The 11088-nt window shown below is 70.3% G+C and carries 12 protein-coding genes; 6 read left to right on the top strand and 6 right to left on the bottom strand.

Annotation, left to right across the window (positions count from 1 at the left end):
* Positions 1-40: 40 nt before the first annotated feature.
* The 3 genes from AYL44_RS08175 to AYL44_RS08165 all read right to left on the bottom strand — a co-directional run bounded on the left by AYL44_RS08175 (position 41) and on the right by AYL44_RS08165 (position 2683).
* Positions 41-1159, bottom strand: a complete 1119-nt coding sequence (locus tag AYL44_RS08175) for a hypothetical protein (protein ID WP_064002780.1) — start codon at positions 1157-1159, stop codon at positions 41-43.
* Positions 1156-2136 carry a hypothetical protein gene (locus AYL44_RS08170; protein WP_064002779.1) on the bottom strand — a complete coding sequence of 327 codons (981 nt, stop codon included), beginning with the start codon at positions 2134-2136 and terminating at the stop codon, positions 1156-1158. Before AYL44_RS08170 ends, AYL44_RS08175 begins: the two co-directional genes overlap by 4 nt.
* A gap of 91 nt (positions 2137-2227) precedes the next feature.
* The gene (locus tag AYL44_RS08165) at positions 2228-2683 is read right to left on the bottom strand and encodes a VOC family protein (protein ID WP_064002778.1); all 456 of its coding nucleotides are present in this window, start codon (positions 2681-2683) and stop codon (positions 2228-2230) included.
* Between the two features lie 90 nt (positions 2684-2773).
* Between AYL44_RS08165 and AYL44_RS08160 the strand changes: the two genes are divergently transcribed.
* The 5 genes from AYL44_RS08160 to rplI all read left to right on the top strand — a co-directional run bounded on the left by AYL44_RS08160 (position 2774) and on the right by rplI (position 5498).
* Positions 2774-3721 (top strand): helix-turn-helix transcriptional regulator, encoded by a 948-nt coding sequence (locus tag AYL44_RS08160; protein ID WP_064002777.1) that lies wholly within the window; start codon positions 2774-2776, stop codon positions 3719-3721.
* Between the two features lie 112 nt (positions 3722-3833).
* Entirely contained in the window at positions 3834-4199 is a 366-nt protein-coding gene (rpsF, locus tag AYL44_RS08155) for a 30S ribosomal protein S6 (RefSeq protein WP_269454691.1), read from the top strand.
* A gap of 5 nt (positions 4200-4204) precedes the next feature.
* Positions 4205-4726, top strand: a complete 522-nt coding sequence (locus AYL44_RS08150) for a single-stranded DNA-binding protein (protein ID WP_064002776.1) — start codon at positions 4205-4207, stop codon at positions 4724-4726.
* A gap of 53 nt (positions 4727-4779) precedes the next feature.
* On the top strand, positions 4780-5034 hold the full coding sequence (rpsR, locus tag AYL44_RS08145; RefSeq protein WP_005054609.1) for a 30S ribosomal protein S18: 255 nt from the start codon (positions 4780-4782) through the stop codon (positions 5032-5034).
* Positions 5035-5045: 11 nt separating this feature from the next.
* Complete coding sequence (gene rplI, locus AYL44_RS08140) at positions 5046-5498, top strand: 50S ribosomal protein L9 (RefSeq protein WP_064002775.1); 453 nt, start codon at positions 5046-5048, stop codon at positions 5496-5498.
* A 235-nt stretch (positions 5499-5733) separates the two neighbouring features.
* On the opposite strand, the gene AYL44_RS14550 is transcribed toward rplI, so the two are convergent.
* The gene (locus AYL44_RS14550) at positions 5734-7497 is read right to left on the bottom strand and encodes an LPXTG cell wall anchor domain-containing protein (RefSeq protein WP_197471618.1); all 1764 of its coding nucleotides are present in this window, start codon (positions 7495-7497) and stop codon (positions 5734-5736) included.
* Between the two features lie 97 nt (positions 7498-7594).
* On the bottom strand, positions 7595-8686 hold the full coding sequence (locus AYL44_RS08130) for a hypothetical protein (protein WP_064002774.1): 1092 nt from the start codon (positions 8684-8686) through the stop codon (positions 7595-7597).
* A 440-nt stretch (positions 8687-9126) separates the two neighbouring features.
* Here AYL44_RS08130 and dnaB point away from each other — a divergent pair, with 440 nt between their 5' ends.
* Positions 9127-10497 (top strand): replicative DNA helicase, encoded by a 1371-nt coding sequence (gene dnaB, locus AYL44_RS08125; protein WP_064002773.1) that lies wholly within the window; start codon positions 9127-9129, stop codon positions 10495-10497.
* Positions 10498-10526: 29 nt separating this feature from the next.
* Here dnaB and AYL44_RS08120 read toward each other — a convergent pair whose 3' ends face one another.
* Positions 10527-11006, bottom strand: a complete 480-nt coding sequence (locus AYL44_RS08120; RefSeq protein WP_064002772.1) for a GNAT family N-acetyltransferase — start codon at positions 11004-11006, stop codon at positions 10527-10529.
* Positions 11007-11088 lie beyond the last annotated feature (82 nt).

Raw genomic sequence — 11088 nt, 5'->3', positions numbered from 1 at the left:
TGACAGGGGAAGGGGGGATGCCGCGGCGCGGCGCGCCGGGTCAGCGGAAGATCGCGTCGAGCAGGCCGCTCTGCATCGCGAAGACGCCGAGGACGAAGAGCCCGCCGATGATGATGGCGGGCCAGGAGACTCCGCCCTTCAGGCGGCGGCCCTGCGCGGCGACGCCCGGCGGCGGGCGCAGCGTGCCGAGCGGCGGGGCGAACGGCAGCGAGTCGGCCGTCGCGCCCGGCACAGCCGCGGTCTGCGTGAGCCGGTCGTCGCGCCAGCGTTCCCACTGCGCGAGCTTGTCGAGCAGGGCGCCGACCGCGGAGAACAGCCACGCCCACGTGTTCGGGTCGAGGGTCGACAGGTCGCGCTTCGCGTAGAGGAACAGCCAGTCGTCCACGATCTCGACGTCGAGCTGCGCGGCGTGGTCGATGAAGCGCGCCATGATGTCGGGCGTGAAGAGGTAGAGCGCGTCCTGCTCGTACCCCTGCGGGCAGTAGAGCGCGAAGTGCTCGTCGAAGTCGCCTTCGAGGCTGAGTCGCTGGTCCTTGTCGAACGCCTGCGGCAGGTTTGAGCCGAAGAGTCCGTTGTTGCCGGTCGCGTCGAGCACGATGTGCGGCAGCGGTGTCGCCAGCCGGATCGCGACGTACCCCCAGCGGTGGGTCGTCTGGTTCTTGCCCGAACCGGTCGTGTAGCGGTAGTTCGCGAACTCCACGAACCGCGGTCTCTCGCCGCGCAGGATGTCGGTCGACTTGCGCGAGTGGCCGTGCGAGAAGATCATGCCCGGCAGGGGCGGGGCGGATGCCTCGGCGTACCACGTCAGCCCGTTCGCCCGAGCGAAGCGGTCGAGGCGGTAGATCCGTTCGTGCGATCCCTTGAACCCGCGGATGATGAGCGAGACGACGCCGATCGCGAAGATCGAGATGACGAGGATGAACCCGAAGGCGAGCGGGTTTCGGTTCGCTCCGCCGAGTGAGCTCGTCAGCACCTCGACGAAGATGCTGACGACGAAGAACCCCACGAACAGGAACACCGCGGCCACGACGACGACCACCCACACACCCCCGCCGGAGGGGAGCCGACCGGCGGCGAGCAGCTCCTTGCGGTGGGCGGCGACGGCCGCACGGTCGACCGGCTCGGTGAGCGGAGTCGGGTCGAAGGTCGATGTGCTCATCGGTTCACCTCGTCGGAGTCGGACGTCAGGGCGGCGCCCTCGGCGATCTCGAGTGCTTCGAGATCGGATGCCGCGACCAGGGCGGCGATCAGTTCGCGGGAGCCGCCGATCACCGTCGAGTCGAAGTCGACCTCGGTGACGAGCACCCAAGCACGATCCTGCGGCCAGACCATGCTCGGGCTGAGCGCCGACGGCTCGAAGCCGTGCTCCTCTGCCGGCCGGTCGCGCCAGGGCACGTCGAGGAACCAGTCCGGACGGGCGAGCTCACTGACGCCGCCGCGGAAGAGGACGTGTCCCCGGCCCGGGAGCTCGAGCCGAGGACTCTCGGAGATCTCCCGCGGGAGGATGCCCTCCTGCCAGGTCTTCCGACGGAAGACGTTGTTCCACGCATCCTTCACGCTCGTCCCGAGCATCTGATTGTGATGGGCGAGCACCGGGTCGGCAGGGTCCCCCATCTGGAAGAACGCGCGGGACGGCCCCTCGCCCATGTGCCCGAGCAGCGCCCCGTGCCCCTCCCAGAGCGCGACGATCCCGTCGTCCGGCGTGGTCGTGTGCTGCGCGAGGATCGGCGCGATCGCGGCGAGCAGCTCGGGCAGGAGCTGCCCGCTCTCGGGGGGATCGACCCAACGCCCGTCGGGCGTGACGAGCGTGCCGCCCGTGTCCTCTTGTTGCGTCAGGCTCGACCACTGGGCGGTGGGGTGGAACACCGTGCCGAAGATCCCCGCCGCCTCACGCCACGTGAGGTCCCGTGCGACGAGGCGTTCGCTCACGCGGAGGTGCTCGTCGGCCGTGACCGCCACCCACTCCTCGATCGAGGGCAGCCGCTCACCCGGGAGCTCGGTGACGGATGCCGGGTGGAACACCCGTGCGTACGCCTCGAACCCGCGCGGCACGACGTCGTGCATGGTCCAGGTCCACGGGTCGTCGATGCGCTCGCGCAGCCAGTCGCCGGCCGAGACGTCCGCGGTCCACTCCATGACGGCCACGGTACCGGCCGGCCGCTCCCGGGAACGGGACGGATGCGGCGAGGCACCGGCATCCGTCCCGTTCGTCGTCAGGCGACCCGGCTCACGCGGTGCGCACGTCGACGACCCAGGTGACGCCGAAGCGGTCGGTGAGCATGCCGAACCCCGCGCTCCACGCCGACGCGGCGAGGGGTTCGACGATGGTCGCGCCCTCGGCCAGGGCGTCCCAGCGTGCGGTGACCTCGTCGAGGGTGTCGCCCTGCAGCGAGACGAAGAAGGTGCGGTCGGTGATCGTCATCCCGTTCTCGCGGTGCGTGGTGCCCGCGATCGCCTCGGCGCCCGCGGCGGGCCCCGGGACGTCGTACGCCATGAGACGGAATCCGTCCGCCGCGACGAGGATGCCGAAGACGACCGTGTCGGCGCCGGGTGCGTCGGCGGGCATCCCGAGGTCGGCGTACGTGGTCACCATCGCCTGGCCGTCGAAGACGCGGGCGTAGAACTCGAGGGCCTCCCGTGCGGTGCCGCGGAAGTTGAGGTGGGTCGTGGTGGTGAGGGTCATGGTCGTCCTTTGCTGAGTGGCTGTCTGCCTGCAGCGACTCTCCTCCGCGTAGAGGACCGTTCCTGTCCGCTTCTCGACGAGGATGGGGACATGTCGTCGCCCTCGCACCGGATGTTGAACCTGCTGTCGGTCCTGCAGTCCCGGCGCGACTGGGCGGGGCAGGAGCTCGCCGACCGCCTCGGGGTGACCGTGCGCACCGTGCGACGCGACGTCGACCGGCTGCGCGAACTCGGCTACGCGATCACGGCGGTCAAGGGTCCGTACGGCGGGTACCGCCTCGCGCCCGGCGAGGAGCTGCCGCCGCTCCTGTTCGACGACGAACAGGCGGTGGCGATCGCGGTCGCGTTGCAGTCGGCATCCGGAGTCGACATCGCGGATGCCGCGGCCCGCGCCCTCGCCACGATGCGGCAGGTCATGCCGTCGCACCTGCGCCACCGCATCGACGGCATCCGGTTCGAGGCGGACGCGGCGGGCGCGCAGGCGGCGCCGGCGGTCGTCGCGGCGATGAGCGCCGCGGCCCGCGATCACCGCACCCTCCGCATCGAGTACCGCGACGACGGCCGCTCCCGGCGGATCGAGCCGAACGCCGTCGTCGTGCGCGACGGCCGCTGGTACGTCGTCGCATGGGACGGGGATGCCGCGGACTGGCGCATCCTGCGGCTCGACCGCGTGCGGGTCCGGCAGGGCGGCGGCGTCCCGTTCGAGCCGCGCGAGATTCCCACGGGCGATGCGCGCACCTATCTCTCCGCGAGGTCCAAGGGTTCCGGCGAGCAGGACCGCTGGCCTGTGACCGCGGACCTGATCCTGTCGACGCCCGCGCAGCGGGTCGTGCCGTTCCTCGGCGACGCGGAGCTCGAGGACCTCGGCGACGGCCGCAGTCGCGTGCGCGTCGGATCCTGGTCGTGGGCGGGAGCGCTCGCGTGGGCGCTGCGCTTCGACGTCCCGTTCGAGGTCATAGGGCCACCGGAGCTCGCCGAGGCGGCCAGGGCGCTCGCGGTGCGACTGAGCGATTCCGCTGCGGGGCCGGGCATCCGCTAGACTGTTGTGGTTGTCCGTCTGCGCTCATGCGCGGAATCACCGGACACGTGCATCAACCCTCCTGATGCCGGGAAACGCCCGGCATCCGTTCTAGTCCGAAGGAGGTGGGTTAGTGACGCACATCCACCAGTACGAACTCATGGTGATTCTCGACCCCGAGGTCGACGAGCGCCAGGTTGCTCCCAAGCTCGACGGGTTCCTGAAGGTCATCACCGCTGATGGTGGCTCGATCGACAACGTCGACGTGTGGGGCAAGCGCCGTCTCGCCTACGAGATCCAGAAGAAGACCGAGGGCATCTACGCCGTCGTCAACTTCACCGCCACGAGCGAGGCCACGCAGGAGCTCGACCGTCAGCTCAAGCTGAACGAGCAGATCATGCGTACCAAGGTCCTCCGCGCCGAGGAGGCGATCGCTCAGGTCGCCGCCGAGAAGGAGCGCGCTGAGGCCAAGGCCGCCCGCAAGGCTGCGAAGGCGTAAGGCTCATGGCCGGCGAGACCATCATCACGGTCGTGGGTAACCTCACGGCGGACCCCGAGCTGCGCTACACGCAGAACGGCCTGCCCGTCGCGAACTTCACGATCGCATCGACGCCGCGCAGCTTCGACCGTCAAGCCAACGAGTGGAAGGACGGCGAAGCGCTGTTCATGCGCGCGTCGGTCTGGCGCGAGTTCGCTGAGCACGTCGCAGGCTCGCTCACCAAGGGCATGCGGGTCGTCGCGACCGGCCGCCTGAAGCAGCGCTCCTACCAGGACCGCGAAGGCAACAACCGCACGGCGATCGAGCTGGAGGTCGACGAGATCGGCCCCTCGCTCCGCTACGCCACGGCTCAGGTCACCCGCGCTGCCTCCAACGGCGGCGGTAACGGTGGCGGCGGCTTCGGCGGCGGTCAGCAGCAGTCGCGTCCGCAGGTGCAGCAGGACGAGCCCTGGGCCACGCCCGGGTCCTCGGCTCCCGACGCCTGGAGCGCGCCCGGGACGAGCTACGGCGACGACACCCCGTTCTGATTCGAATTGCGGATGCCGCGGGTCGCGGCATCCATCTCTCTTAAGGAAGACACATGGCTGGAAAGGCAACCGGCGATCGCCGCAAGCCGCGGAAGGGCGCGAAGAACGCCGCTCCCGCGAAGGCGATCCGCGTCGGCGTCATCGACTACAAGGACGTCGCGACGCTTCGCAAGTTCATCTCGGAGCGTGGGAAGATCCGCGCCCGTCGTATCACCGGAGTCTCGGTGCAGGAGCAGCGTCTGATCGCCAAGGCGATCAAGAACGCCCGTGAAATGGCGCTCCTGCCCTACGCCGGCGCTGGCCGGTAAGGAGTACCGACATGGCAAAGCTGATTCTCACGAACGAGGTCGCCGGGCTCGGTAGCGCCGGCGACGTCATCGAGGTCAAGAACGGGTACGCCCGCAACTACCTCATCCCCCAGGGCTTCGCTGTGGCCTGGACCCGCGGTGGCGAGAAGCAGGTGGCGTCGATCCGCGCCGCTCGCGAGTCCCGTGCGATCCACGACCACGAAGAGGCCGTGGCGCTCAAGAACACGCTCGAGTCGAACACGGTCAAGCTGACCGTCAAGGCCGGCGCTGAGGGCCGCCTGTTCGGTTCGGTCAAGACCGCCGACGTGGCCGACGCCGTCAAGGCCGCCGGTCTGGGCGACCTCGACAAGCGCAAGATCCACATCACCTCGCCGATCAAGGCCGTGGGCGAGCACGAGGCGACCGTTCGCCTCGGCGACGAGCTCACCGCCGTGATCACCCTGCAGGTGGTCGCCGCCAAGTAATCCTGGCGCGCGGTTCGGATGCCGCGGTCCCTTCCCTCACGGGTCGGGACCGCGGCATCCGTCGTTTCCGGGGGCCGTGCGATGCGTTCGCGGATGCAATGGATCTCGGCCGACACGCCGGTGTAGGGGGTGGGGACGCGGCGTGTCACGCAGGATCCATTGCATCCGCGAGGGGGTGGACGGATGCCGCGGGTGGGGGCCCGTGGCATCCGCCCTTCTGGGGGGGGGGAGTCGGTCAGACGGTGCGGCGACGCAGCGTGAGCAGCGCACCGCCGGCGATCAGGGTGATCGCAGCCAGGGGCAGCCACGGGGTCGCGACGCCTCCCGTCTGAGCCAGCGCCTGCGGCGTCTCGCCACCGCTGGCCCGGGGGACCATCGGGGCGGGGCTGCCGCCGGGGATCTGACCGTCCGTGCCGTCACCGGGGACCGTCGGGTCGACCGGGGTGGTCGGGTCCGTCGGGTTCACCGGCGTGGTGGGGTCGGTCGGGTCCGTGGGGTCGACCGGGGTGGTCGGGTCCGTGGGGTCGACCGGGTCCGTGGGGTCGGTCGGGTCCGTGGGGTCCGTGGGGTCGACCGGGTCGGTCGGGTCGGTCGGGTCCGTCGGGTCCGTCGGGGTGCCGGGGTCGGTCACCTCGCTGTCGCCGATGACCGAGACGGCGGTGTCACCGATGGTGATCGGGATGCCGATGGGCAGCACGACCTGCGTACCGCTTCCGAGACCGCCCTCACCGGAGGTGGCGGGGCCTGTCGACGTGCCGGTTCCCGGCGTGCCGGCGGAGCCGCCGCCGATCACCGAGCTGTCGCCGATCACCGAGACCGCGGTGTCGTCGACCGTCACCGGAATGCCGATCGGGGCGACGACTTGGGTGCCCGAGCCGACACCGTCGGTGCCGTCCGTGGACGGGCCGCCGGTGGTGCCGGGTGCGGGCGCTGCGGGGGCCGCGGCATCCGTACCCTCCGTCGTGCTGTCACCGATGACCGAGACCGCGGTGTCGCCGACGGTCACGGGGATCGTGATGGGCGCGACGACCTGCGTGCCCGAGCCGATACCGTCCGAACCGCCCGTGGTGGGCGCTTCGGTCGTGCCGCCCGAGACCGGCGCCGCCGGACCCGACGAGCTCTCGCTCGTGCTGTCACCGATGACCGAGACCGCGGCGTCGTCCACGGTCACGGGGACCGTGATGGGAGCCACGACCTGCGTGCCGGAGCCGATGCCGTCGGTGCCGTCGGTCGAGGGCGCGCCGGTGGTTCCGGTGGCCGGTGCGGTGGGCGCGGCGACGTCGGTGCTGTCGCTCGTGCTGTCACCGATGACCGAGACCGCCGTGTCACCGATGGTGACCGGCACGGTGATCGGCGCGACCACCTGCGAGCCCGAGAGGATGCCGTCCGAACCACCCGTGGTCGGCGCTGCGGTCGAACCGTTCGGCGCCGGGGCGGTCGGGGTGGCGGCATCCGTCGACTCGGTGGTGCTGTCGCCGATGACCGAGACCGCGGTGTCGTCCACGGTCACGGGGACCGTGATGGGGGCGACGACCTGGGTGCCCGAGCCGACGCCGTCGGTTCCGTCGGTGGACGGGGCCTCGGGGGGCTCGGCGGGTGCGGGTGCGGGTGCCGGCGCGGCATCCGTCGACTCGGTGGTGCTGTCGCCGACGACCGAGACCGCGGTGTCCTTCACCGTGATCGGGACGTTGACGTCGACCAGCGCCTGCGACCCGGAGGCGGCGCCGTCGGCACCGCTCGTGGACCCGGACGAGGTCTCGCGCGGCTGAGCCGGCTCGGCCTCGTCGTCGGACGAACTGGACGAGTCGCCGATCGCCGAGACGGCGGTGTCGCCGACGGTGATCGGGATGTCGACGTTCAGCAGGGCCTGGGTGCCCGAAAGCAGCCCATCCTCGCCGGACGTCGTCGGTTCTGCGGCCTGTGCGGCCGCCGCGCCGAAGAGCGTGATGCCCCCGGCCACGAGCGTGCCCAACAGGACACGCGACAACGTGGAGTTCATTTCATCTCTCCTCAAAAATCGACAGTGAATCGGCGCTGGAGCGCCGGCACGCAGAGCGCGCGGATGCATGCCGCGAGAAGGCGCGGCGCGATCCCCGTCAGTCGGGAGAGACGTCGGTGTCGAAGAAGGGCGCGGGAAGGCCCTGCTCATCGGTCGGGCGACCCCGTCGTGCCCAGGCACGGTGCGCGACCGGGAACCCGAGCGGGAGCAGGGCGAACAGCCCGGCAGCCCCTCCGGAGGATGCGGAAGACAGAGAACCCGACTCGCTCAGCGGCGCCGAGGGCGCGGGCGCAGGGGGGCCCGCGAGATCAAGCGGATGCGGCGCCGCGACAGCCGCGCCGGAGTCGGCGGGAGCCTGCGCGACGGCGCGGGAGAAGAGCTGGGCGACGTGCGTCGGGGCGCCCGACGATGCCTCGACCGGAGCGGTCGCGGGCCGGTTCACGAGCGCACCGGTGGGAGCATCGAGGACCGGCATCGACACGGCCGGCTCGACGACGGGCACGGTGGGCGCGGCCGGAACAGGAAGGCCTGGCACAGGGCCCGTGGAGGGCACGTCGACGGGGAGGCTCGGGAGCTCGACGTCGGGCGTCACGGCATCCACCACGGGCGGGACGACCTCGACGATCGGCGGGATCACGGGCGAGACGGCGTCGACGACGAGGTCGGTCACCGGGGAGACCGCGTCGACGACAGGGTCGGTCACCGGGCTGACCGCGTCGACGATGGGCGGGACGACGGCCTCGACGATGGGGGCGACGACCTCGTCCGTGACGGGGGTCACCACCTCGACGACGGGTTCGAGGACCGCGTCGGTGACGGGCTTCACAGCCTCCGTGACGGGCTTGACGACCTTGTCCGTGACGGGCTTGACGACTGTGTCGGCGACCGGCTTGACGACCTTGTCCGTGACGGGCTTGACGACCTTGTCGGCGGTCGGCTTGACCGCCTTCTCGGTCACGGGCTTCGCGACCTTCTCCGTGACGGGGGTAACCACCTTGTCGACGACAGGCTCGGTGACATCTTCGACGACCTTGGTCACCCCGCCGAGGAGTCCCTCGTCCGTGCGGTCGGACGCGCGAGCATCCGATGCCACCAGGACGGTGACGATCGCGGCCCAGATCACGGCGATCCCGAGCCCGATCGCACAGAGGAGACCGAGGCGGGTGAACGCGCGTAGCGTCGTCTGCACAGGTCACCTCCACGATGGAAACATCGGGACGCATGCCGAGAAGGCCGCGTCTGCGGGGTGCCTGGACCCCATAAGTTACGCCGTTCCTATGAGTTTGGCAAGAGGGTCCGAGGGTGCGGGAAGACCGCCGGGAAGGCCCGACTTTCTCATTTGACAAACGGGCGATTCTGCACATGGGGTGGGGATAACGCTGAACCTTCAAGCGCCACTTGAGGTCGGTTATCCATCCACAGCCTGTGGGAAGAACAAGCCCCGGTCAGAGGATGATTCAGCGGAGCGGATCGAGGTGTTTCCGCAGGTTCTCCACAGGGACTCTGCACAGGGTGGTCGGCGTTTCCCGCATATTGTCCACACAGTTATCCACAGGCTGGTTTGCGTGTGTCGGAGCCCCTCCCTAGCGTGTGCGAGGGCCTTCCAGCGGGCCCGGAAGAGGGGCATGGATGTCGATCGCGGATCTGTCGGACGACCGAATCGGCGGCTCCCGCGGCCCCGAGCGGACTCCGCCGCACGACATGCTCGCCGAGCAGAGCACCCTCGGCGGAATGCTGCTCTCGGGTGACGCGGTCGCCGACGTCATCGAGGCGCTCCGCGGAACCGACTTCTACGTCCCGAAGCACGAGCTGATCTTCGAGGCCGTGCTCTCCCTCTACTCGCACGGCGAGCCGACCGACGTCGTCGCGGTCACCGACGAGCTCATCAAAACAGGCGATTTGCAGCGTGCCGGCGGGGCGGACTACCTGCACTCGCTGACATCCATCGTCCCGACGGCGGCGAACGCCGCCTACTACGCGTCGATCGTCCGCGAGAGGGCGCTGCTGCGTCGGCTCGTCGAGGCCGGCACCCGCATCGTGCAGATGGGCTACAACGGGCAGGGCGAGGCGCTCGACCTCGTCAACAACGCCCAGGCCGAGATCTACTCGGTCACCGGCGCCGAGCAGTCCGAGGACTACGTCCCCCTGCAGGTCGCCGTCGACGCCGCCGTCGAGGAGATCGAGGCCGCTCGCGGTCGCGACGGCCAGATGACCGGCATCCCGACCGGTTTCGCCGGGCTCGACCAGCTCACCAACGGTCTGCACGGCGGACAGATGATCGTCGTCGCGGCGCGTCCCGCGATGGGTAAGTCGACGCTCGCGCTCGACTTCGCCCGCGCCGCCGCCATCAAGCACAACCGCCCGACCGTGTTCTTCTCGCTCGAGATGGGGCGCAGCGAGATCGCGATGCGTCTCATGAGCGCCGAGGGCTCGGTGCCGCTGCAGAGCATGCGCAAGGGCATGCTCGACAGCCGCGACTGGACGACGATCGCCTCGACCCGCGGCCGCATCAACGACGCGCCCCTCTACATCGACGACAGCCCGAACATGACGCTCGTCGAGATCCGCGCGAAGTGCCGCAAGCTCAAGCAGCGCGTCGGGCTCGAGATGGTCGTCATCGACTACCTGCAGCTCATGACGAGCGGTAAGCGCGTCGAGTCGCGACAGCAGGAGGTCTCGGAGTTCTCGCGTGCGCTGAAGCTCCTCGCGAAGGAGCTGCAGGTCCCGGTCATCGCACTGTCGCAGCTGAACCGTGGTCCCGAACAGCGTGCCGACAAGAAGCCCGCGATCAGCGACCTGCGTGAGTCGGGCTCGATCGAGCAGGATGCCGACATGGTGATCCTCCTGCACCGCGAGGCCGCGTACGAGAAGGACAGCCCCCGTGCGGGCGAGGCCGACCTCATCGTCGCCAAGCACCGTAACGGTCCGACCGATACGGTCGTCGTTGCCTTCCAGGGACACTTCTCCCGCTTCACCGACATGGCCGTCGGGATGGACTGAGGGCCGGGTCGTCCTCCGTCCTGCTCGGATCAGCGCGGCATCCGTCGTTCCAGGATGAGGTCGCGGGGTTCGCGGAAACCGAGTCGCCGGTAGAGCGCCTCGCCGCCCGCCGTCGCAGCGAGGCGTACGACGCGTACGGCCGTCTCGGCGTCGAACCACTGCAGCAGCGCTTCCACGCAGGTGCGGGCGAGCCCGCGGCGGCGGAACGCGGGGAACGTCACGACGTTCGCGATCTCGCCCCGCAGTCCGCTCGGGTTGCGGGGCGACGGCGCGTGGTCGTCGACCGTCCCGACGGCGCACGCGACGACGCCGTCGCCGGGGACCTCGGCGATGATCGCGGCGCACCGCGTCGGCTCGGCGAGACGGGCGCGGTACCAGGCCGCGGCATCCACCCGCCAGGAATCGTCGCCCGTGTCCGCACCCATGTCGCGCATCATCTGCGCGCGCAGGTCGACGAGCGCGGGAACATCGGCGGCGCGGGCACGGCGGATCACAGCGTCGGTCGTCATACGGCGATGCTACGGGCGAGCGTTCCGGGGACGCGTTCGGTCGCTCGCGCGCGAGGCACCCGACGAATCGCGTCCCCGGAAC

This window comes from Microbacterium oleivorans, assembly GCF_001644225.1.
Lineage (GTDB): Bacteria > Actinomycetota > Actinomycetes > Actinomycetales > Microbacteriaceae > Microbacterium > Microbacterium gawkjiense.
The sequence above is the reverse complement of the archived record's forward strand: the minus strand, read 5'-3'. Positions and strand labels throughout refer to the sequence as shown.